This is a genomic window from Qipengyuania oceanensis, from assembly GCF_009827535.1.
In the GTDB taxonomy this organism is placed as follows: domain Bacteria; phylum Pseudomonadota; class Alphaproteobacteria; order Sphingomonadales; family Sphingomonadaceae; genus Qipengyuania_C; species Qipengyuania_C oceanensis.
On sequence record NZ_WTYN01000001.1, the window covers coordinates 1,246,990 to 1,267,623 of the forward strand.

General features: G+C 65.8%; 20 protein-coding genes, 1 tRNA gene and 1 riboswitch. Of the genes, 12 read left to right on the forward strand and 9 right to left on the reverse strand.

Translation table 11 applies throughout. The features are described 5' to 3' along the window. The first annotated feature begins 78 nt into the window (after window positions 1-78). Window positions 79-873: an SDR family oxidoreductase gene (locus GRI48_RS06020; protein WP_160672827.1), complete on the forward strand. Its 795-nt coding sequence runs from the start codon at window positions 79-81 to the stop codon at window positions 871-873. Between the two features lie 10 nt (window positions 874-883). On the opposite strand, the gene GRI48_RS06025 is transcribed toward GRI48_RS06020, so the two are convergent. Then, window positions 884-1,828 (reverse strand): alpha/beta fold hydrolase, encoded by a 945-nt coding sequence (locus GRI48_RS06025; protein WP_202389190.1) that lies wholly within the window; start codon window positions 1,826-1,828, stop codon window positions 884-886. 90 nt (window positions 1,829-1,918) lie between these two features. Then, window positions 1,919-1,992 (reverse strand) — tRNA-Gly (locus tag GRI48_RS06030). A gap of 157 nt (window positions 1,993-2,149) precedes the next feature. On the opposite strand from GRI48_RS06030, the gene GRI48_RS06035 reads away from it, so the two are divergent. From GRI48_RS06035 to mmsB, 10 genes are all read left to right on the forward strand, one after another. Beyond that, the gene (locus GRI48_RS06035) at window positions 2,150-3,646 is read left to right on the forward strand and encodes a CoA-acylating methylmalonate-semialdehyde dehydrogenase (RefSeq protein ID WP_160672830.1); all 1,497 of its coding nucleotides are present in this window, start codon (window positions 2,150-2,152) and stop codon (window positions 3,644-3,646) included. Between the two features lie 5 nt (window positions 3,647-3,651). Continuing rightward, a complete protein-coding gene (locus tag GRI48_RS06040; RefSeq protein WP_160672833.1) occupies window positions 3,652-4,143 on the forward strand; it encodes a hypothetical protein in 492 nt (163 codons plus the stop codon). After that, window positions 4,133-4,450 carry an I78 family peptidase inhibitor gene (locus GRI48_RS06045; RefSeq protein ID WP_160672836.1) on the forward strand — a complete coding sequence of 106 codons (318 nt, stop codon included), beginning with the start codon at window positions 4,133-4,135 and terminating at the stop codon, window positions 4,448-4,450. Before GRI48_RS06040 ends, GRI48_RS06045 begins: the two co-directional genes overlap by 11 nt. An 88-nt stretch (window positions 4,451-4,538) precedes the next feature. Further along, window positions 4,539-5,513, forward strand: a complete 975-nt coding sequence (locus GRI48_RS06050) for a polysaccharide deacetylase family protein (protein WP_160672839.1) — start codon at window positions 4,539-4,541, stop codon at window positions 5,511-5,513. Beyond that, a complete protein-coding gene (locus GRI48_RS06055) occupies window positions 5,510-6,655 on the forward strand; it encodes an acyl-CoA dehydrogenase family protein (RefSeq protein WP_160672842.1) in 1,146 nt (381 codons plus the stop codon). Before GRI48_RS06050 ends, GRI48_RS06055 begins: the two co-directional genes overlap by 4 nt. After that, window positions 6,652-7,041 (forward strand): VOC family protein, encoded by a 390-nt coding sequence (locus tag GRI48_RS06060; RefSeq protein WP_160672845.1) that lies wholly within the window; start codon window positions 6,652-6,654, stop codon window positions 7,039-7,041. The genes GRI48_RS06055 and GRI48_RS06060 overlap by 4 nt, the downstream gene beginning before the upstream one ends. Next, window positions 7,038-8,084, forward strand: coding sequence for an enoyl-CoA hydratase/isomerase family protein (locus GRI48_RS06065; protein ID WP_160672847.1), 1,047 nt, complete (start codon window positions 7,038-7,040; stop codon window positions 8,082-8,084). The genes GRI48_RS06060 and GRI48_RS06065 overlap by 4 nt, the downstream gene beginning before the upstream one ends. Further along, entirely contained in the window at window positions 8,081-8,878 is a 798-nt protein-coding gene (locus GRI48_RS06070; protein WP_160672850.1) for an enoyl-CoA hydratase-related protein, read from the forward strand. Before GRI48_RS06065 ends, GRI48_RS06070 begins: the two co-directional genes overlap by 4 nt. A 1-nt stretch (window position 8,879) precedes the next feature. Next, complete coding sequence (locus GRI48_RS06075) at window positions 8,880-9,233, forward strand: hypothetical protein (RefSeq protein ID WP_160672853.1); 354 nt, start codon at window positions 8,880-8,882, stop codon at window positions 9,231-9,233. Continuing rightward, entirely contained in the window at window positions 9,230-10,096 is an 867-nt protein-coding gene (gene mmsB, locus GRI48_RS06080; protein WP_160672856.1) for a 3-hydroxyisobutyrate dehydrogenase, read from the forward strand. Before GRI48_RS06075 ends, mmsB begins: the two co-directional genes overlap by 4 nt. On the opposite strand, the gene GRI48_RS06085 is transcribed toward mmsB, so the two are convergent. Beyond that, window positions 10,083-10,808 carry an Nmad3 family putative nucleotide modification protein gene (locus tag GRI48_RS06085; protein WP_160672859.1) on the reverse strand — a complete coding sequence of 242 codons (726 nt, stop codon included), beginning with the start codon at window positions 10,806-10,808 and terminating at the stop codon, window positions 10,083-10,085. The genes mmsB and GRI48_RS06085 overlap by 14 nt on opposite strands. A gap of 112 nt (window positions 10,809-10,920) precedes the next feature. On the opposite strand from GRI48_RS06085, the gene GRI48_RS06090 reads away from it, so the two are divergent. After that, the gene (locus GRI48_RS06090; RefSeq protein ID WP_160672862.1) at window positions 10,921-12,213 is read left to right on the forward strand and encodes a lipopolysaccharide biosynthesis protein; all 1,293 of its coding nucleotides are present in this window, start codon (window positions 10,921-10,923) and stop codon (window positions 12,211-12,213) included. On the opposite strand, the gene gcvPB is transcribed toward GRI48_RS06090, so the two are convergent. The 6 genes from gcvPB to metH form a co-directional block, all read right to left on the reverse strand. Further along, the gene (gcvPB, locus tag GRI48_RS06095) at window positions 12,210-13,814 is read right to left on the reverse strand and encodes an aminomethyl-transferring glycine dehydrogenase subunit GcvPB (protein WP_160672865.1); all 1,605 of its coding nucleotides are present in this window, start codon (window positions 13,812-13,814) and stop codon (window positions 12,210-12,212) included. The two genes, GRI48_RS06090 and gcvPB, sit on opposite strands and share 4 nt — an antisense overlap. Then, window positions 13,811-15,178, reverse strand: a complete 1,368-nt coding sequence (gene gcvPA, locus GRI48_RS06100; protein ID WP_160672868.1) for an aminomethyl-transferring glycine dehydrogenase subunit GcvPA — start codon at window positions 15,176-15,178, stop codon at window positions 13,811-13,813. The genes gcvPB and gcvPA overlap by 4 nt, the downstream gene beginning before the upstream one ends. A gap of 19 nt (window positions 15,179-15,197) precedes the next feature. Continuing rightward, entirely contained in the window at window positions 15,198-15,569 is a 372-nt protein-coding gene (gene gcvH / locus GRI48_RS06105; protein WP_160672871.1) for a glycine cleavage system protein GcvH, read from the reverse strand. Between the two features lie 4 nt (window positions 15,570-15,573). Further along, window positions 15,574-16,779, reverse strand: a complete 1,206-nt coding sequence (gene gcvT / locus GRI48_RS06110) for a glycine cleavage system aminomethyltransferase GcvT (RefSeq protein ID WP_160672874.1) — start codon at window positions 16,777-16,779, stop codon at window positions 15,574-15,576. A gap of 155 nt (window positions 16,780-16,934) precedes the next feature. Further along, window positions 16,935-17,029: riboswitch (glycine riboswitch) on the reverse strand. A gap of 73 nt (window positions 17,030-17,102) precedes the next feature. Further along, window positions 17,103-18,044 carry a sulfite exporter TauE/SafE family protein gene (locus tag GRI48_RS06115; protein WP_160672877.1) on the reverse strand — a complete coding sequence of 314 codons (942 nt, stop codon included), beginning with the start codon at window positions 18,042-18,044 and terminating at the stop codon, window positions 17,103-17,105. Next, complete coding sequence (gene metH / locus GRI48_RS06120; RefSeq protein ID WP_160672880.1) at window positions 18,020-20,632, reverse strand: methionine synthase; 2,613 nt, start codon at window positions 20,630-20,632, stop codon at window positions 18,020-18,022. The genes GRI48_RS06115 and metH overlap by 25 nt, the downstream gene beginning before the upstream one ends. Window positions 20,633-20,634: the final 2 nt, after the last annotated feature.

A 20,634-nucleotide genomic window follows, 5' to 3' on the forward strand; every position in this document is an offset into this window, starting at 1 on the left:
CGCGAATTTTGCTTGCTCCGGCCATAGTGACGCGGAATGGTCCCGGTAAACAACCGAAATGACAAATGGGAGATAGCGATGAAACTTGAACAGGGCATGGCGGCAGTCGTTACCGGCGGCGCATCGGGGCTCGGGCGGGCGAGTGCGCAGGCCTTGGCGGATCAGGGCCTGAAGGTCGCGATCTTCGACATCAACGATGAAGCCGGCGAGGAACACGCACAGGCCATCGGCGGAACCTTCCACCATGTCGACATCATGGACGAGCAATCGGTCGAGGACGGCTTCGTCGCCGCCCGGGCAGCCAACGGGCAGGAGCGCGTGACCGTCCACTGCGCGATGGCGAGCCAGCGCGGCAAGACCATCGGCTGGGACAAGGAATCGGGCGGCTACAAGCGCCTGCCGACCGAACATTACGAATTCGGCGCACGCGGCGTGCTGGTCGCCAGCTATCGCGTCGCCTCGATCTCGGCGCTCGGCATGGCGAATGCCGAACCGGTCAACGACGATGGCGAGCGCGGCTCGATCACGCTGACCGCCAGCGTCGCGGCGCAGGACGGCCAGATAGGCCAGGTGATCTACGGCAGCTGCAAGGCAGGAGTGAACGGGCTCGTCCTGCCGATGGCGCGCGACCTGATGGACCTCGGCATCCGGGTCAATTCGGTAATGCCCGGCATCTTCGCGACCCCGCTGATGCTCGGCATGAAGGACCGCAACCCGCAGATGTGGGACCAGCTCAACGCCAGCGTTCCCTTTCCCAAGCGGCTGGGCGAACCGGAGGAATTCGCGTCGCTGATCGTCGAGATCGCGCGCAATACCTATCTCAACGGGCACCAGTTCCGCATCGACGGCGCAATCCGGATGCCGCCCAAGTAGGGGGCGCGGGTCAGGCGAGCTTGGCCAAGCCGTCACGAATGGCGGCGACCAGTTCGAGCGGGTGATCCGCCAGCAGGTGATGATAGGCATCCTCGACCACGGTGGTGAACCGCAGGTCGTCGATCATCGCCTCGAGGTCCGCGAGCTGACCGTCGGCGAAGAGCGCGGATTTCTCTCCGATGATGACGCCCATCGGCACGCGCGGCTCGACGCCCAGGTCGCCGCGCTCGAACTTCTGCCAGAAACGCGGATCGAAGCGCCATGTCCAGCCGCCCGGCGCCTCGTCCGTTTCCGGCACCTCGTGCAGCGCATTGCGCGCCATCCAGTCGATGATCGCGGGCTCGCCGTGGTCCTGTTCCGGCATGAACCGGAACCGCCGCAGGGCGGATGCGACGGAGGGGTAACGGGGGTTCTGGTCGCGGCCTTGTGCGAGGCGCGGAGGCGGCCCGCCGTCGGGCCTCGGCGGTGTCGAATCGACCATGATTGCGCCCGCGATGGCCTCGGGATGGGTCCGCGCGAGATTGAGAGTCGGGAAACCGCCGAAGGAATGGGCGACGATCACCGGTGGCGATCCCGAGGCGGCCAGCCCGGCGGCATCGATCGCGCCGAGCGCCTCGCGCACGAAGATCGGAATCTCATAATGCTCGCGCCAGTCCGACCCGCCCATGCCCGACCACGATATCGCGGCGCAGCGATGGGTATCCGCAAACTGCGGCGCGATGAAACTCCACCAGTCGGCATGGGCCGCATTGCCGTGGAGGAACAGGAGGCCGGGCTTGCCCACCTCGCCCCATGTCAGCAGCTCGATCCGGGCACCGTCGACCTTGAACGTCGAGCGCTCTGGTGCATGCGCGATGGCCTCGTCGAACCACTCGGGAGCAGGAGGCCGTTCGCCGTCGAAGCGGCCAAGGAGCGTTCCGTCATAATCCGGATGCTCCGATGCGATTTGCGTCAAACCCCGACCCCATCGTCACGTTGCAAAAAGCTACCATTGCCTCGCCGTTGCCGCTTGGCAAGCGATCGACCGGCAAAATTCGGGAAGGGCTGGAGCGGGTAGCGGGAATCGAACCCGCGCGTTCAGCATGGGAAGCTGACAGGCTACCATTACATCATACCCGCGCTCCGGGCCGCGGGCATTTGCCCGACTGCGCCGCGGCGGTCAATCGCCAAGCGTATCTCGGAACCGGGAAGACCTGCCACTAGTCATAGGTGGAGGGGGCACCGTCTTGCGGAAGCGAAGCCAGCCCGCCATGGAGCCGGGCAAAGGAGATTACCGATGCGCACAGTCGACCATTTCATTTCGGGCGGAGCGGGTGGCTCGGCCGGACGCACGCACAAGATCTGGAACCCGTCGACGGGCGAGGTCCAGGCCGAAGTTCCGCTGGGCGATGCGGCGCTGCTGCAGCGAGCGGTCGATGCGGCCAAGAAGGTCCAGCCCGAATGGGCGGCGACCAATCCCCAGCGCCGGGCGCGCGTCATGTTCGATTTCAAGCGGCTGGTCGAAGAGAACAAGCAGGCACTGGCCGAACTGCTGTCGAGCGAACACGGCAAGGTCGTCGACGACGCGCACGGCGACGTGCAGCGCGGGCTTGAGGTGATCGAGTTCGCTTGCGGCATCCCGCAAGCGCTCAAGGGCGAATATACCCAGGGTGCAGGCCCGGGTATCGACGTCTATTCGATGCGCCAGCCGCTCGGCATCGGGGCGGGCATCACCCCTTTCAACTTCCCGGCGATGATCCCGATGTGGATGTTCGGAATGGCGATCGCGGCGGGCAACGCGTTCATCCTCAAGCCCTCGGAGCGCGACCCGAGCGTGCCGGTCAGGCTCGCGCAGCTGTTTCTCGAGGCCGGTGCGCCCGAGGGGCTGCTGCAGGTGGTCCACGGCGACAAGGAAATGGTCGACGCGATCCTCGACCATCCCGACATCCCCGCGATCAGCTTCGTCGGCTCGTCCGACATCGCACAATACATCTACTCGCGCGGCTCGGCCAACGCCAAGCGCGTCCAGGCTTTCGGCGGGGCGAAGAACCACGGCATCGTGATGCCCGACGCCGATCTCGACATGGTCGTGAACGATCTTGCCGGGGCGGCTTTCGGCAGCGCGGGCGAGCGCTGCATGGCACTGCCGGTGGTGGTCCCGGTCGGCGACGACACGGCCGAGCGGCTGAGGGAAAAGCTGATCCCGGCGATCAACGCGTTGCGCGTCGGCGTCTCAAACGATCCCGATGCACATTACGGCCCGGTCGTCACGCCCGAGCACAAGGTGCGGATCGAGCAATGGATCGACACCGCCGAGAAGGAAGGTGCCGAAGTCGTCATCGACGGTCGCGGTTTCAGCCTGCAGGGGCACGAGGACGGTTTCTTCGTCGGGCCGACGCTGCTCGACCACGTCACGCCGAAGATGGAGAGCTACCAGGAGGAAATCTTCGGGCCGGTTCTCCAGATCGTGCGCGCGAAGGATTTCGAGGAGGCCGTGCGGCTGCCCTCCGAACACCAGTACGGCAACGGCGTCGCCATCTTCACCCGCAACGGCCATGCGGCGCGCGAATTCGCCTCCCGCGTCAATGTCGGCATGGTCGGCATCAACGTCCCGATTCCGGTACCGGTCAGCTACCACAGCTTCGGCGGGTGGAAGCGTTCGGGCTTCGGCGACATCGACCAGTACGGCATGGAAGGCCTCAAGTTCTGGACCAAGAACAAGAAGGTCACCCAGCGTTGGCCGGACGGTGGCGGCGACGGGTCGAACGCCTTCGTCATCCCGACGATGGGCTGATCGCAATGCGTCGCGCCCTTGCATCGATCGGGATCCTCGCGAGCGCCGCGCTGCTCGCGGGTTGTGGCCAGTCGACCTCGCCCGATCCGAGTGAAACCGCAATTCCGGTAGAACCCGACGGCGGGATCGGCGATGGCGCGGGGCCTCCGGAGGGCTCGGCGGACACGATCCCCATGGCGCTCTACGGGCGCTGGGGCATCAGCCCCGGCGATTGCACGGATGCCAACGGCGATGCGAAAGGTTCGATCGAGATCTCGGCGGACGGCCTGAAGTTCTACGAATCGCGGGCTGTCGTCGACACGGTTGCCACCCGTTCGGACGACGGCATCCGCGCGACCTACGCCTTCACCGGCGAGGGGCAGGAATGGTCGCGTGACATCGAACTCGAACTGGCCGATGGCGGGACCAGCCTGATCCGGACCGAGTTCGGCCCCGAAGCCATCCCGGAACCCCTGACCTACGCTAAATGCCCAGTGGAGACCAACGATGCACAATAAGACCGCCGCGACATTTCTCGCACTTGCCGGCGCACTGACGCTCGGCGGATGCGTCACAGCGACCAGCACCGACGAGCCCGATCGCCGCCCCGTGGGCGCAGACCGCATCTGCAACGCGGCAGCCGTCCAGTCGCACGTCGGCCATTCCGCGACGCAGGACATGGGCGCAGCAATCCTTGCCCAGAGCGGCGCCGCGCAGCTGCGCTGGGGCGCACCGGGTACGGCCTGGACGATGGACTACCGGCAGGACCGTGTGAACGTGCGCTACGACAACGCCATGAAAATCACCGAAGTCACTTGCGGATGAGAGAGCGCCGCCGGGCGTTCACCGGCTCGCCTTACGAGGCGCAACACGGCTTCGCGCGCGCGTTGCGCGAGGCCGAGGCGATACTCGCATGACCAGGATTTTTCGTTGGATCGCGGCGCTCTGTCTGACCTCCCTGGCCTTATGCGCGCCCCTCGCCGCGCAAGATGTGCCAGCGCCGCAGGAAGCCAAGCGCGTCGCGCTCACCTTCGACGATATCCCGCGCCAGAAGGGGGCCTTTTTCACGCCCCAGGAGCGCACCGACAAGATCCTCGCCGCCCTGCGCGACTCGTCGGTCCGGCAGGTCGCGTTCTTCATCAATCCGGGCCGGCTGGACACGCCGGACGGCGTCGATGGTGAGGCTCATATCGACGCCTACGTGGCCGCGGGCCATGTCATCGCCAACCACAGTTTCAGCCACCGCCACCTGAGCAAGAGCACTGCCGAAGACTATCTCGCCGATATCGATCGCGCCGCAGACTGGCTTCGCGGACGGGCCGGCTACCGGCCCTGGTTCCGCTTTCCCTATCTCGACGAAGGCGCGGACGACAAGGTGAAGCGCGATGCGGTCCGCGCCGGGCTGAAGGCCCGCGGCCTTGCCAATGGCTATGTCACCGCCGACGGGTCCGACTGGCACCTCGAGTTCCTGACGATCGCCGCTCAGGAGCAGGGCAAGCCGATGGACATGAAGCAGCTGCGCCGGCTCTATGTCGCGGCGCAAATGAGCGCGCTCGACTATCACGACCAGCTCGCACTCGACACGCTGGGGCGCTCGCCCGCACATGTCCTGCTGCTCCACGAAACCGATCTCGCCGCGCTGTTCCTGCCCGATCTGGTCGCCGAGATGCGCAAGCGCGGCTGGCAGATCATTAGCCCGGACGAAGCCTATCGCGATCCGATCGCATCGACCCAGCCCGATGTCCCTTATGCATGGGGCACCTTGACGGGCTCGATGGCGTGGGAGAAGGACGTGCCGCCTCCACTATCCCCCAATTGGATCTCGACCGGTATGATGACCTACCTGTTCGAGACGCGCGTACTGAAAGCCAAACTGGACACAGAATGACCTCCCAATTCCAGCTTACCGAAGAGCAGCTCGCGATCCAGGAAATGGCGCAGCGCTTCACCGCCGACGCCATCACTCCGCACGCCGCCGAGTGGGACGAGAAAAGCCACTTCCCGCGCGACGTCATCCAGCAGACGGGCGAGCTGGGCTTCGGCGCGATCTACGTCAGCGAGGCGAGCGGCGGGATCAATCTCGGCCGGCTCGAAGCCGCACTGATCATGGAGGCGATGGCTTACGGTTGCCCGGCTACCAGCGCCTATATCTCGATCCACAACATGGCCGCATGGATGATCGATCGTTTCGGCGGGGACGAGGTCAAGCAGCGCTTCCTGCCGAAGCTTGTCACGATGGAACATCTCGCCAGCTATGCGCTGACCGAGCCCGGCAGCGGCTCGGACGCGGCAGGTCTGAAGACCAGCGCGGTCGTCGACGGCGACCATTACGTGCTCAACGGCACCAAGCAGTTCATTTCCGGCAGCGGTTTCAACGACATCTACGTGGTCATGGTCCGCACGGGCGAGCACAAGTCGAAGGGCATCACCTGCCTCGTTGTCGAGAAGGACACGCCGGGCCTGTCGTTCGGCAAGCCGGAGAAGAAACTCGGCTGGAATGCCAGCCCGACCGCGCAGCTGATCTTCGAGGATGCGCGCGTGCCGGTGGCCAACCGGGTCGGTGCGGAGGGCGAAGGCTTCGGTTTCGCAATGGCCGGGCTCGACGGCGGACGGCTCAACATCGGTGCCTGTTCGCTCGGCGGGGCGCAGCGCTGCCTGGACGAAGCGGTGGCCTACACCAAGGATCGCCAGCAGTTCGGGCAGCCGATCGCCGATTTCCAGAACACGCAGTTCATGCTCGCCGACATGGCGACCGAGCTGGAGGCGGCGCGCGCGCTGCTTTACCTCGCGGCCTGCAAGGTGACCGACAACGCGCCGGACAAGTCGCGCTTTTCCGCCATGGCCAAGCGGCTGGCGACCGACAGCGGCAGCAATGTCGTCAACAACGCGCTGCAGTTGTTCGGCGGCTATGGCTACTTGCGCGAATACCCGATCGAGCGGTTCTGGCGCGACCTGCGCGTCCACTCGATCCTCGAAGGAACGAACCAGGTCATGCGCATGATCGTGGGAAGGGACTTGCTCAGGCAGTGAGCGGACTCGCCCTCGCCACCTTCCTCGTCCCCGATTACGACGTAGCCATCGCCTTCTTTCGCGACGCGCTGGATTTCGCGGTCGTGGAAGACAGCGATCTGGGCGACGGGAAGCGCTGGGTCGTGGTTGGCGGGGCCAGCGGCGGCAGGCTGCTCCTCGCGCGGGCAGCAAACGAGCAGCAGCGGGCGGTCATCGGCAAGCAGGCAGGCGGGCGCGTCGGATGGTTTCTCCATACGGAAGACTTTGCCGCCGATCACCGCCGCATGGTATCCTGGGGCGTGGAGTTCACCGAGGAACCGCGCCATGAAACCTACGGCACGGTGGCGGTCTTCAGGGATCCCTGGGGCAATCCGTGGGACCTGATCGAACAGAGGAAAGCAGCATGACCGACGAGGTCCAGATCCACACGCACGGGGCTGCGGGTCATATCTCGCTCAACCGGCCAAAGGCGCTGCACGCGCTGACGCTTCCCATGTGCCACGCCATGAGCGCAGCGCTGAGCAAATGGGCGGGCGACGACGACATCAAGGCGGTGATCCTCGATCATGCCGAAGGGCGCGGTTTCTGCGCGGGCGGCGACATCGCCTTCCTGCGCGATTCCGCGCTGAACGATGGCGGCGCCTCGGGGCGCAAGTTCTTCCACGACGAGTACCAGCTCAACCACCAGCTGTTCACCTACGAAAAGCCGACGGTGGCCTTCATGGACGGGATCACCATGGGTGGCGGCGTGGGCATCGCCATGCCCTGCCAATACCGTGTCGCGACAGAGAACACGCGGTTCGCCATGCCGGAAACCGGCATCGGCCTGTTCCCGGACGTAGGCGGCGGCTGGTACCTGTCGCGCCTCGGCGGACGGACGGGCCAGTTCCTTGCGCTGACCGGTGCGCGGCTCGACGGGGCGGAGTGCCACTTCCTCGGCCTTGCCACGCATTACCTGCCCGCCGACAAGCTGACCGAAGCAAAGGCGCGGATCATCGACAATCCCGATCGCATTGCGGGCATATTGTCGGAGCTGTCGATCACCCCGCCCGAGCCGCGGATCGAGGCCAATTGCGACCGCATCAACCGGCATTTCGCTTCCGACCGGTACGAGGATATCCTCGCGAGCCTGGAAGCCGAGGACAACGAATGGGCGGCGAAGGAACTCGCGACGCTCGGCACCAAGAGTCCGCAGACCTGCAAGGTCGCGCTGCGCCAGCTGGCCACGAGCGCCACGCTCGACGATTTCGCGGACAACATGGCCATGGAGTACCGCATCGCCAGCCGGGTGCTGACCCGGCCCGATTTCGCCGAGGGCGTGCGCGCCGTCATCACCGACAAGACCAACGACCCCCAATGGGACCCGGCAACGCCCGAGGGCGTGAGCGACGAGCTGATCGACGGCATCTTCGCCCCGCTTCCCGACGATGAGGAATGGAAACCGCTATGAGCACGCAATCCAACAGTTACGAAACCATCACCGTCGAAACCCGTGACGCGGTCACGCTGATCACGCTCAACCGTCCGCAGGCGCTCAATGCCTTGAACAGCAAGGTGCTCGAGGAACTGATCGATGCCTTCGCCGCCTACCAGGCCGACGAAAGCCAGCTGTGCGCGGTGCTGACCGGATCGGGCGACAAGGCCTTTGCCGCCGGCGCCGACATCAAGGAGATGAGCGAGAAGGCGGCGGCCGACTTCTACCTCGACGACTTCTTCTCGCCCTGGACGTCGGAGATCGTCAAGAAGACCCGCAAGCCGTGGATCGCCGCGGTCAACGGCTTCGCGCTGGGAGGCGGCTGCGAGCTCGCCATGATGGCCGATTTCATCATCGCCTCGGAAAACGCCAAGTTCGGCCAGCCCGAAATCAACTTGGGCGTCGCGCCGGGCATGGGCGGCAGCCAGCGCCTGACCCGTGCGATCGGCAAGTCGAAGTCGATGGAAATGTGCCTCACCGGCAGGATGATGGGTGCAGAAGAAGCCGAGCGCAGCAATCTGGTCGCGCGCGTCGTGCCGCACGACAGCCTCATCGACGAAGCGCTGAAGACTGCCGCGACCATCGCCAGCAAGCCGCCGATGGCCGTCATCGCGAACAAGGAAATGGTCAATTCGGCTTTCGAAATGACGCTCGACCAGGGTCTGATCGTCGAACGCCGCATCTTCCAGATCCTCACCGCGAGCGAGGACAAGAAGGAAGGTATGGAAGCCTTCATCGAGAAGCGCGAAGGGAAATGGAAAGGACGCTAGGATGAAAACGTATTCACTGCTCCTCGGCCTGCTCTGGCTGGTACTCGTCGGCTACACGGCGATGGTGATCGGCGAATACGGGTTCAATGTCTTCCCATACTTCTTTGGCGACATGGCCGCCCTCGGCTGGCCGGGCCAGTTCAACCTCGATTTCATGCTGATGCTGGTCTTGTCCGCCAGCTGGACCGCATGGCGCAACCGCTTCACCGGCACCGGCTGGCTGCTCGCCATCGTCGCATTCTTCGGCGGGGCGGGCTTCCTCCTCCCCTATCTCATCTACCTCACGCGCAAGCATGACGGCGATCTTGCCGCGATTCTGCTCGGCGCGGATTACAGCAGGGATCCCAATCCATGAAAATCGCATTCATCGGCCTCGGCAACATGGGCGGCGGCATGGCCGCCAATCTCGCAAAGGCGGGCCACGAGGTCCGCGCCTTCGACTTGTCGCAGGAGGCGCTCAAGACCGCCGAAGCCAACGGCTGCACCACCTTTTCATCGGCGCGCGACGCCGCCGAAGATTGCGAGGCGGTCGTCTCGATGCTTCCCAACGGCGCGATCGTGCGCGATCTCTATACCTCCGACATCATCGGGCAGGCGCCGAACGATGCAATTCTGCTCGACTGCTCGACCATCGACGTCGCTACGGCGAAGGATGTCGCCAACCGGGCGGCGGACGAAGGCTATGCGATGGTCGATGCGCCGGTTTCGGGCGGGATCGCCGCGGCCAACGGCGGCACGCTCACCTTCATGGTGGGGGGTACGGAGGAGGCGTTCAAACGCGCCGAGCCGATCCTGCAGGCGATGGGCAAGGCCGTGATCCACGCCGGCGATTCAGGCGCCGGCCAGACTGCCAAGATCTGCAACAACATGCTGCTCGCCATCTCCATGATCGGCACGGCGGAAGCGATGAAGATGGCCGAGAAACTCGGCCTCGACCCGCAGAAGTTCTACGAGATTTCCTCGCAGAGCTCGGGCTACTGCTGGTCACTCAACGCCTATACGCCGATGCCGGGCGTGGGCGTCGAGAGCCCTGCGGACAACGGCTACCAGGGCGGCTTCGCGACTGCGCTGATGCTCAAGGACTTGCGGCTCGCCTCCGAAGCCGCGGAAACCGCGGGCGCGAGCATCGCGCTGGGTGAGCACGCCCGCGAGATCTACGAGGAACTCGCGAAGGAACACGGGCACAAGGATTTTTCGTCGATCATCACGACGCTCTGATCGCGTCGAGCACGCGCGCGAGCCATTCGCGCGGCGCGTGCCTGCGGCCGACATCGGCGACGAATTCCTGCCCGCGCGCAACGCTCCTCACACGACCACCGCGCAACCAGCGGTCGGCCCGGTCGTGATAGCTCAGCCCGCCGCGCTTCAACCAGTCGGGCCGATGCCACAGGCTCGGCGGGCCGCCATCCACCGTCAGGCGCAGCGCGACAGAGGCCGTGCGCGCCTGCTCGCCCGGCCCCCGATAGATGACGTCGTTCGAATGATGCATCGCCAATGCGTGCGGGTGGTTCAGCGCCACGATGTCGGCGGGAGCACCGCCGGCCAGCGCGACCGTCTCTGCGATCTCGAGAAAGCCGAAAATGCGGTGATGCGGTTCGCCGGTCGCTTCGTCGGCATAGAGGCCGAAGAACAGGAACACGTCGCCCTCGCCGACACCTTGGTTGGCGAGGTGCGTCTGCGCCGCGCCGCACTGGCCGAACAGGCATGTCCCATCGTCCAGGAACATGGGATCGTGGTGACACAGGTCGTCCGCGCCGAGCCGGCCGCGGCTCGCCCGGGCGGCATGATGGCCAAGCCCCAGCGCGCCGTAGCTCGTCCGCGAAGCGGCACCTGCGGGGATGGGCAGGCTGACCGGACGTCCCCCCACGATCGGCGATGGTCCGCCGCCAGCGGCGCTGTCGAAGCCCTTCCTGCTGAAGATAATCCGCATGAGGCATCGCTGCCGGATCACGGGCCTGCTCGCAAGCCTTGCGAAAAGTGGCGATAGGTCTAGGGCTTGGCCCCGTGAATATGCCTGCCGGGATCGGGGCCGAGGTCGCCATATGAACCGCCTGTTCCGCAACATCGGCTGGTTGCTGGGCGGGCGCGGCGTCAATGCTGCGCTCAGCCTCGTCTATCTCGCGCTCGCAACCAGGACCCTCGGGCTCGAAGGCTTCGGCCATTTCGCCCTGATCGTCGCGCTGGGACAGACGGTTACCGGCCTGGCCAATTTCCAGACCTGGCAATTCGTGGTGCGCTGGGGTGCGGGGCCCGACGGTCCGGGCGAGGCGACGGGGTTTGCCATCGCGCTCGATCTCCTGTCCGTTGCCCTCGGTTCGATCCTTGCCGCAGGTCTCGTGTGGTCGGCGCAATTCTGGCTGCCCTTGCCCAAGGACCTGCTGTGGATGGCGTTCTTCTATTGTCTGGTCATGCTGATCTCGATCAGGACGACGCCAACCGGGCTTTTGCGGCTGCGCTTCCAGTACGGGCGCGCGACCTTTGCCGAGGCGGTACTGCCGATCGTGCGCGCGATCGGAGCCGTCCTGGCCGCCCTCTACATGCCCACCGTCCTCGGCTTCATCATCACCTGGGCGGTGGCGGAAATGGCGGTCGCGGCCGCCATGTGGGCGGTCGCCGCCCAGCACGAGCGGATCGACTTGTCGCAGATCAGCTTCCGCCGGATCCCGCGCGATCATCCGGGCGCCTGGCGGTTCGTGTGGGCGACCAACATGACAGGCAGCCTGTCGGTCGGCAGCAAGCAGGTGATGATCCTGCTGGTCGGCGCGATCGGGGGCGAGGCCCTGGCGGGCGCGTTCCGCGTCGCGAGCCAGCTGGGGCAGGCGTTGGTCAGCCTCGCGCAGACGATCTCCAAGGCGATCTATCCCGAGCTGGTCCATGCACAGGAAGGCGCACAGGCGATCGCCAGGCGGATGGCGAACATCGCGCTGATCGGCGGCGCACTCGCGGTACTTGCCGCCATCTTCTTCGGCAGGCCCGCCATCGCTCTGGTCGCCGGGCCGGAATTCCGCAGCGCCTATTGGCCGATGATCATCCTCGCGATCGCCGGCGCGATCGAACTGGTCGGAGCAAGCCTGGAATCACTGTTGGTATCCGCCGGACGGGCGGGCACCGCCTTCATCGTGCGCGCCATCCCGACCGCGCTCGCCTTTGCCCTCCTCGGCACCGCGATGGGCTGGATGGGCCTGAAGGGCGCGGCATTCACCGTCATGGGGTCGAGCGCGCTGGCCGTGATGGGCTTCTGGGCCGCGATCCTCTCGATGCAGCAGATCCGCATCGTCGTGGAGCCGCCGGAGGGCGAACCGCCGCCGATCCTCGACGAGGACCGGGCGGCCTAGCTCCCGCCGATCTCGCTCGCGACCGGAATGCCAGCCGGCGTTTCCGGTTCTTCCCAGGTCAGCACGGGCTTTCTTGCAGCGAGCGTTTCGTCGAGCCTGCGGCGCGGCGCGTAATGCGGCGCGGACTTCAGGCTCTCGTCGCCCGCCTTCGCCCGCTCCGCCACGGCGCGCAGGCTCGCGATCAATCGGTCGAGACCCTGCTTGCTTTCCGTCTCGGTCGGTTCGACCAGCATTGCGCCATGCACCACCAGCGGAAAATAGACCGTCATCGGGTGATACCCCTCGTCGATCAGCCCCTTGGCGATGTCGAGCGTCGAGAAGCCCTCGGCAAGCCCGCGGTCGCTGAACAGCGCCTCGTGCATGCAGGGACCGCTGGCGCCGTAAGGCGCATCGAGCACGTCCTCAAGACTGCGCAGAATGTAATTTGCGTTGAGCACGCTGTCCTCGGCGACCTGGCGCAGTCCGTCGGCCCCGTGGCTGAGCATGTAGGTCAGCGCCCGGGTAAACATGCCCATCTGCCCGTGGAAGGCGGTCATGCGCCCGAAACTGTCGGGCAGCAGGTCCTTGGCCGCACGTTCCTCGACCAGACGCATCCGGCCCCTCTCGTCGCGGCGGACGAAGGGAGTGGGCGCAAAAGGTGCAAGCGCTTCGGACAGCACCACCGGCCCCGAGCCCGGTCCACCACCACCGTGCGGGGTGGAGAAAGTCTTGTGCAGGTTGATGTGCATCGCGTCGACGCCGAGGTCCCCGGGGCGCACCTTGCCGACGATCGCGTTGAAGTTCGCGCCGTCGCAATAGACGAGGCCACCGGCGGCATGGACCGCCTCGCTGATCGCTTTCATGTCGCGCTCGAACAGGCCGCAGGTGTTGGGATTGGTGATCATCACGCCGGCGACATCCGGACCAAGCCTTGCCTTGAGCGCTTCGAGATCGACGCGACCTTCCTTCGTCGCGGGAATATCCTCCACCCGGTATCCGGCGAAAGCGGCGGTGGCGGGATTGGTCCCGTGCGCGCTTTCGGGGCACAGGATCACCTCGCGTGCATCCCCGCGCGCTTCGAGCGCCGCGCGGATCGCGAGGATACCGCACAGCTCGCCATGCGCACCTGCCTTGGGCGTCATCGCGACCGCGCTCATGCCGGTCAGCTTGCACAGCCATTCCGACAATTGCTCGATGACCTCGAAGGCACCCTGCACCGTGTCCATCGGCTGGAGCGGGTGGATGTCGGCGAAACCGGGCATCCGCGCGACCTTTTCGTTGAGGCGCGGATTGTGCTTCATCGTGCAGCTGCCGAGGGGGAACGGTCCCAGGTCGATCGCATAATTCTGGCGGCTGAGCCGCGTGTAGTGGCGCACCGTTTCCGGCTCGGTCAGGCCGGGCAGGGTCAGCGGTTCCTTGCGCAGGTGCTTGCCCAGTTCGGGCGCGACCTCGCCCGGCTCCTGCCCGAAATCGACACCGCAATTGGCGCGGGTTCCGAGCTCGAAGATCAGCGGTTCTTCCAGCTGCAAGGCACGGTTGCCGCTCGCGGTCGCCGGGCCGGAGCCGCTAGTGCCAGCCTCGCCCATCTCGGGCTTCCAGCCGCTCTGGTTGGGGGCATTCATCGCAGTTCCTCCGCAAGAGCGTCGGCAAGGGCATCGATGTCCTCGGCCGTGCAGGTTTCGGTCACCGCGACCACCAGGCCGTCCGACAGGGCCTGGACATCCGGATAGAGCCGCCCGAGCGACACGCCCGCGAGAATGTCCCGCTTCGCCAGCGCCAGCGCGATGTCGCGCGCATCCTTGCCCGCCAGCCGCAGGGTGAACTCGTTGAAGAAGCCGCCGGTATTTACCAGCTCGACACCTTCGAGCGCAGCCAGCTTGGCCGCCGCGTCGCGCGCCAGCGAGTGGTTTATCCGCGCGAGTTTGCCCAATCCCTCGCCGCCGAGCAGGCTCATGTGGATCGAGAAGGCCAGCGCACACAGCCCGCTGTTGGTGCAGATGTTGCTCGTCGCTTTCTCGCGCCGGATGTGCTGCTCACGGGTGGACAGCGTCAGAACGAAACCGCGCTTGCCTTCGGCATCGACCGTCTCGCCGCACAGCCGCCCGGGCATCTGGCGCACCAGCTTGGTATCGCGGACTGCGAACAGCCCAAGATAGGGACCGCCGAAGTTGAGGCCGACGCCGATCGACTGGCCTTCTCCGACGACGATGTCCGCGCCGAGTGCTCCCGGGCTCTCTATCAGGCCGAGCGCGACCGGCTCGGTATTGACCGCGATCAGCAGCGCGCCCTTCTCGTGGGCAGCGTCCGCCACCCGGGCAAGATCGGGAATGCGTCCGAGGATGTCGGGATATTGCACCACGACGCAGGCGGTCGCCTCGTCGATCTGCGCGATCAGCGCGTCCTCGCCGCAGTCGCCCGAAAGGTCCGGCGCACCGCTGACGATTTCATCGCCGGTGAAGCGCGCCATGGTCTTCGCAGTCGAGACGTAATGCGGGTGCAGGCCCGGCGACAGCACTGCGCGCGTCCGGCGTTTGACGCGGGTCGCCATGGCGATCGCTTCCCAGCAGGCGGTCGAGCCATCGTACATCGACGCATTCGCGACCGCGCAACCGTAGAGGCGCGCGACCTGGGTCTGGAATTCGAACAGCATCTGCAGCGTGCCCTGCGCGATTTCCGGCTGGTAGGGCGTGTAGGCGGTCAGGAATTCGCCGCGCTGGATCAGGTGATCGACCGAGGCGGGAATGTGGTGGCGGTAAGCGCCCGCCCCCAGGAAAAACGGCACGTCGCCTGCCGCCGTGTTCTTCTGCGCGAGCCGCGCCATGTGGCGTTCGACCGCCATTTCGCTGGCATGCATCGGCAGGCCTTCGACCGGGCCGTCGAGCAGATGCTCGGCCGGAACATCGGTGAACAGCGCGTCGATATCGCTCGCGCCGACTGCGGCGAGCATCGCCGAACGATCGGCATCGGTCAGGGGCAGGTAGCGCATCGCGCGATTTTCCTTCGTATCAAAGCTCGTCGCAGAAGCTCTTGTAGGCCTTTGCATCCATCAGCCCGTCGAGTTCCGACTTGTCGGAGACGGCCAGTTTGAAGAACCAGCCTTCTTCCTCGGGCGAGGTGTTGACCAGTTCCGGATCGTCCTCGAGCGCGGCATTGGCTTCGATCACTTCGCCCGAGATCGGCGAATAGACGTCGCTTGCCGCCTTGACGCTTTCGACAACGGCAGCGTCGCCGCCCTTGTCGAGCATCGCGCCGACGTCGGGTAATTCGACGAAGACGATGTCGCCCAGCTGTTCCTGCGCATAATCGGTGATGCCGACGGTGGCATTGTCGCCATCGACCTCGATCCATTCATGCTCATCGGTGAAATAACGTGGCATCGGCTCATTTCCCTCTGTGATAGCGATGGGGGACGAAGGGCAGCGCGGCGACCTTCGCGGGCAATCTCTTGTTACGAACCACGACCTCGAGTTCGGTTCCCTCGGCACAGTGCGCGGCATCGACGTAGCCCATGGCCACGGGCACGCCGAGCGTGGGCGAAAAGCCGCCGCTCGTGACCGTGCCGACCCGGACCTCTCCGGCGAAGATTTCCGCGCCTTCGCGGGCGGGCAGCCTGCCTTCGAACAGCAGCCCGACCCGGCGCGTCTCGGTGCCTCTGTCGAGAAGCGCCAGCACGCGCTCGGCGCCCATGAAGCCGCCAGCCTCGCGGCGCTTCTTGCTGATCGCGAAACTCAGATCCGCTTCGACCGGGCCCGTTTCGGTCGTGATGTCGTGGCCGTAAAGCGGCAGGCCCGCTTCCAGCCGCAGGCTATCGCGAGCGCCGAGCCCGGCGGGGCGCACCTCGATCTCCGCGCACAGCCGCCCGGCGAGCAGTTCGACCTGTTCGGCAGCTACCGAGATCTCGAAGCCGTCTTCGCCGGTGTAGCCGCAGCGCGAGATACGCAGCGGCAGCTCGCCGAAGTCATAGGTCATCGACTGCATGAAATTGATCTGGTCGGGTACGCCGCGCATCGCCCGGCCCAGCGCGGTCGCGGCGTTCGGCCCCTGCAACGCGAGCAGCGCCTGATCATCCATATGTGTAAGCGTCACCTCGTCCGGGAGATGTTCGCGCAGGTGGGCGATATCATCCCACTTGGTCGCGCCGTTGACGACCAGGTAATACGCCGGCTCGCCCCAGCGGCCTTCCTCAATCACCTTGCCATTCTCGTCCTCGACCGGGTCGATCCATTGGGTCGCATTGGTGACCATCAGGTCGTCTAGGATGTTGCCGTCCTCGTCGAGCAGCAGCGAATAGCGTACCCGGCCCGGCTTCAGCGCCGAGATGTCGCCGGGCAGCAGCGCTTCGAGCGCCTCGGCCGCGCCCTCGCCCGTCACCATCAGCTGGCCCATGTGGCTGACGTCGAACAAGCCCGCCTGTTCGCGCGTCCACTGGTGCTCGGCGACGATCCCGCCACCCGCTTCCTTGGCATACTGGATCGGCATCTCGTAGCCGGCGAAGGGCACCATGCGCGCGCCCATGCGCCGATGCCACGCATCGAGCGGCAGCTGCTGCACTTCGGCAATCTCGGTATCGGTTTCGGTATCGCTCAATCTGTTTCCCCGGACAGGACGCGCACCGCGAATGCGATGGCCTGCCCCCTCTGTCGGGAAACCTGAGAGCTTAGCCTGACGCGCCGTGGCGCGCCGGGCTTTCCCCTTCGGTGGCTGCCGGCCTAAAAAGCCGGGAAGCGCTTTCCAGAGTGTCGATGACCCGCACGGTCCTTCTGCCTGAGAGATTCCGGGGCGGTTGCTCCTTCGGCGGCACGGGGACCGGCCCCGCACGCTCTCCCGTGCGCGCCTGCTGCAGAATCGCTCCCGCAGCCGACGGCAATCCCCTGCGCGAATAGTCTGCGCCGGTCAATCGCGCGGACGCCTCACCGCGCGTTAAGCCACAGGAGATAGAGCGCAGAGAGGACGATCCAGCTGCCATCGAGCGTCTTCAGCCGCCGCGCACCCAGCCACAGCGCGATCGGGCGGGCAAGAAAGCCGCCCAGTGCCGCGCCCGGCGCAGCGAGCAGCACGACTTCCCACTGCACCGTCCCGGCCTCGATATGCCAGACTGCCCCGGCGAGCACGCTGACGCTGGAAATGAGGCAGGCGGCACCGGTACACAGCAGCACCGGGTAATGCCGGATGAAGAGATACAACGCGACGAGTTCGCCAACGCCGACCGAGAACAGCGCGGTCAGGATACCGCCGGGGATCGCCAGTGCAGCCAGCACCGCCAGGTCGACGGCCTCCAGCCGGGATTTCTCCGGGCGCTTGGCATTGACCGTCCAGGTCGCGGTAATGAGCGCCAGCCCGAGGGCGATGGAAAAGGCCTTGTAGCCCATCAGCACCGCCTGCTGGTCGAACTGGGCAGCGCGCTGCGTCACCAGCATAGCAGGCAGGGACAGCGCGAGGACGAGAGCACTCGCGGTGAAGAAATCGCGCGGCCGCACGAGTGCGTGGAGCGGCGCGGGAGCGGACTGGTGATACAGGCGATCGGTCCAGCGGAGCGCCCCCATGGTCATGCCGAAACTCTGGATGCACATCGACACGCCGACCACTTGCAGTGGCGACAGGTCCATCGCGCCCCATTCGCGCAAGGCGTTGAACACCGGCACGAAGACCACCCCGCCCCCGGTGCCCGAGGTGTTGGCGATGATCGCGCCGACGACGCCGATGGCCGGGAGGAACCACAGCCGCGCCAGCAGGGCGCCGTCCAGCGGGATCAGCGCCGCCATCACGGCATAGGCGAGCGCGATCACGCACCCGCCGACCATGACCAGCCGGCCCGGCGCCAGCGCGCTCAGTCGAGGTTCGGGCGCAGCCAACGCTCGGCCGTGGCGATGTCGACGCCGCGCCGCGCCGCGTAGTCTTCGAGCTGGTCGCGCCCGATCCGCGCAACGCCGAAATACTGCGATTCAGGGTGGCCGAAATAGAACCCGCTGACCGCCGCCGTCGGATACATGGCAAAGTTCTCGGTCAGCGTGATGCCAGTGTTGGCCTCCGCATCGAGCAGGTCGAACAGCACTGGCTTGAGGCTGTGATCGGGGCACGCCGGATAACCCGGCGCAGGCCTGATCCCGCGATAGTCTTCCTTGATCAGCGCCTCGTTGGTCAGCTGCTCGTTCGGCGCATAGCCCCACAGGTCGGTGCGGGTATGCTTGTGCAGCCGTTCGGCAAAGGCCTCGGCAAAGCGGTCAGCCAGCGCCTTGAGGAGAATGTCGGAGTAATCGTCCTTGTCCTCGAGGAAGCGCTTCGAATGCTCTTCGATGCCGTGGATGCCGACGGCAAAGCCGCCGATCCAGTCGCCCGCCGGGTCGATGAAATCCGCCAGGCACATATTGGCTCGCTCGCGGCTCTTCTTCACCTGCTGGCGCAGGAAGGGGAGCAGGACATGCCGCTCTTCCTCTGCCAGGTGGATCGTCACGTCGTCGCCGTCGCGTGCGCAGGGCCAGAAACCCGCGACGCCGCGGGCGGTCAGCCATTTCTCGCCGATGATCCGGTCGAGCATGGCCTTGGCATCGGCGAACAGCTGCGTCGCCGTCTCGCCAACGACTTCGTCCTCCAGGATCGCGGGGTAGTTGCCGTGCAGTTCCCAAGCGCGGAAGAAGGGCGTCCAGTCGATGTATTCGGCGAGGTCCGCCAGGTCCCAGTCCTCGAACACGTGCACACCGGGCTTCAGTGGCGGAGCAGGCTTGTCGGAGTAGAACGGATCGTAGTGGTTGGCACGCGCCTCCTCGAGGCTGAGGAGTACGCTGGCCGACTTGCCGGCGCGCGCGTCGCGCACCTTTTCGTATTCGCTGGCCGTGCTCTCGACGAACTCGTCCTTCTGCGTGTCCGAGAGCAGGCGGCTGGCGACGCCGACAGCCCGGCTCGCATCGAGCACGTGGATCACCGGGCCGGGATAGGCGGGGTCGATCCGGAGCGCGGTGTGGACCTTGCTGGTCGTCGCGCCGCCGATCAGCAGCGGCATGGTCATCCCGGCGCGCTCCATTTCCTCGGCGACCGTGACCATCTCGTCGAGCGAGGGGGTGATAAGGCCCGACAGGCCGATCATGTCGGCTTTCTCGTCCTTCGCGGTCTGCAGGATGGTCGACCACGGGACCATGACACCCAGGTCGATCACGTCGTAGCCGTTGCACTGCAGGACCACGCCGACGATGTTCTTGCCGATGTCGTGGACGTCGCCCTTGACGGTCGCCATCACGATCTTGCCCTTGGAAGTATCGGCCAGACCGCTGGCTTCCTTCTCGGCCTCGATGAAGGGGATGAGGTGGGCCACCGCCTTCTTCATGACCCGGGCCGACTTGACCACCTGCGGCAGGAACATCTTGCCGCTGCCGAACAGGTCGCCGACCACGTTCATGCCGTCCATCAAGGGGCCCTCGATCACCTCGATCGGGCGATCCCTGGTCTGGCGCGCTTCCTCGGTATCCTCGACGACATAGGCATCGATGCCTTTAACCAGCGCGTGTTCCAGACGGCGCTCGACAGGCCAGCCGCGCCATTCCTCGGCCTCCTTTTCCGCCTTGGGATCGACGCCCTTGTAGCTTTCGGCGAGGTCGATCAGGCGCTCGGTCGCATCGGGCCGGCGCATCAGTATCACGTCCTCGCAGGCTTCGCGCAGTTGCGGGTCGATCTGATCGTAGACGTCGAGCTGGCCGGCGTTGACGATCGCCATGTCCAGCCCTGCGGGAATGGCGTGGAACAGGAAGACCGAATGCATCGCGCGGCGAACGGTCTCGTTGCCGCGGAAGCTGAAGCTGAGGTTCGACAGGCCGCCGGACGTCTTGGCGAGCGGGCAGCGCGCCTTGATCTCGCGGACCGCCTCGATGAAGTCGAGGCCGTAGCGATCGTGCTCCTCGATCCCCGTCGCGACGGCGAAGATGTTCGGGTCGAAGATGATGTCCTGCGGCGGAAAGCCGATGCCGGTGAGCAAGTCGTATGCCCGCGCGCAAATATCGACCTTGCGTTGTTTCGTGTCGGCCTGGCCGGTCTCGTCGAACGCCATGACGACCACTGCCGCGCCGTAGTCCATGCATTTGCGGGCCTGCGCGAGAAACGGCTCCTCGCCCTCCTTCATGCTGATCGAATTGACGATCGGCTTGCCGCTGACGCACTTCAGCCCGGCCTCGATCACTTCCCATTTCGAGCTGTCGATCATCATCGGCACCCGGGCGATGTCGGGCTCGGCAGAGATCAGCTTGAGGAAGGTCGTCATCGCGTGGACGGCGTCCAGCAGGCCTTCGTCCATGTTGACGTCGATCACCTGTGCGCCGTTTTCCACCTGGTCGCGCGCGACCTCCACGGCGGTCGCGTAATCGTCCGCCATGATGAGCTTCTTGAACCGGGCGCTGCCGGTGACGTTGGTGCGCTCGCCGATGTTGACGAAGCGGGCAGTGGTGAGATCGGACATGG

Coding starts and splice junctions, on each gene's coding strand:
- GRI48_RS06020 (WP_160672827.1), top strand. CDS start 79: ATGAAACTTGAACAGGGCATGGCGGCAGTCGTTACCGGCGGCGCATCG.
- GRI48_RS06035 (WP_160672830.1), top strand. CDS start 2,150: ATGCGCACAGTCGACCATTTCATTTCGGGCGGAGCGGGTGGCTCGGCC.
- GRI48_RS06040 (WP_160672833.1), top strand. CDS start 3,652: ATGCGTCGCGCCCTTGCATCGATCGGGATCCTCGCGAGCGCCGCGCTG.
- GRI48_RS06045 (WP_160672836.1), top strand. CDS start 4,133: ATGCACAATAAGACCGCCGCGACATTTCTCGCACTTGCCGGCGCACTG.
- GRI48_RS06050 (WP_160672839.1), top strand. CDS start 4,539: ATGACCAGGATTTTTCGTTGGATCGCGGCGCTCTGTCTGACCTCCCTG.
- GRI48_RS06055 (WP_160672842.1), top strand. CDS start 5,510: ATGACCTCCCAATTCCAGCTTACCGAAGAGCAGCTCGCGATCCAGGAA.
- GRI48_RS06065 (WP_160672847.1), top strand. CDS start 7,038: ATGACCGACGAGGTCCAGATCCACACGCACGGGGCTGCGGGTCATATC.
- GRI48_RS06070 (WP_160672850.1), top strand. CDS start 8,081: ATGAGCACGCAATCCAACAGTTACGAAACCATCACCGTCGAAACCCGT.
- GRI48_RS06075 (WP_160672853.1), top strand. CDS start 8,880: ATGAAAACGTATTCACTGCTCCTCGGCCTGCTCTGGCTGGTACTCGTC.
- mmsB (WP_160672856.1), top strand. CDS start 9,230: ATGAAAATCGCATTCATCGGCCTCGGCAACATGGGCGGCGGCATGGCC.
- GRI48_RS06085 (WP_160672859.1), bottom strand. CDS start 10,808: ATGCGGATTATCTTCAGCAGGAAGGGCTTCGACAGCGCCGCTGGCGGC.
- GRI48_RS06090 (WP_160672862.1), top strand. CDS start 10,921: ATGAACCGCCTGTTCCGCAACATCGGCTGGTTGCTGGGCGGGCGCGGC.
- gcvPB (WP_160672865.1), bottom strand. CDS start 13,814: ATGAATGCCCCCAACCAGAGCGGCTGGAAGCCCGAGATGGGCGAGGCT.
- gcvPA (WP_160672868.1), bottom strand. CDS start 15,178: ATGCGCTACCTGCCCCTGACCGATGCCGATCGTTCGGCGATGCTCGCC.
- gcvH (WP_160672871.1), bottom strand. CDS start 15,569: ATGCCACGTTATTTCACCGATGAGCATGAATGGATCGAGGTCGATGGC.
- metH (WP_160672880.1), bottom strand. CDS start 20,632: ATGTCCGATCTCACCACTGCCCGCTTCGTCAACATCGGCGAGCGCACC.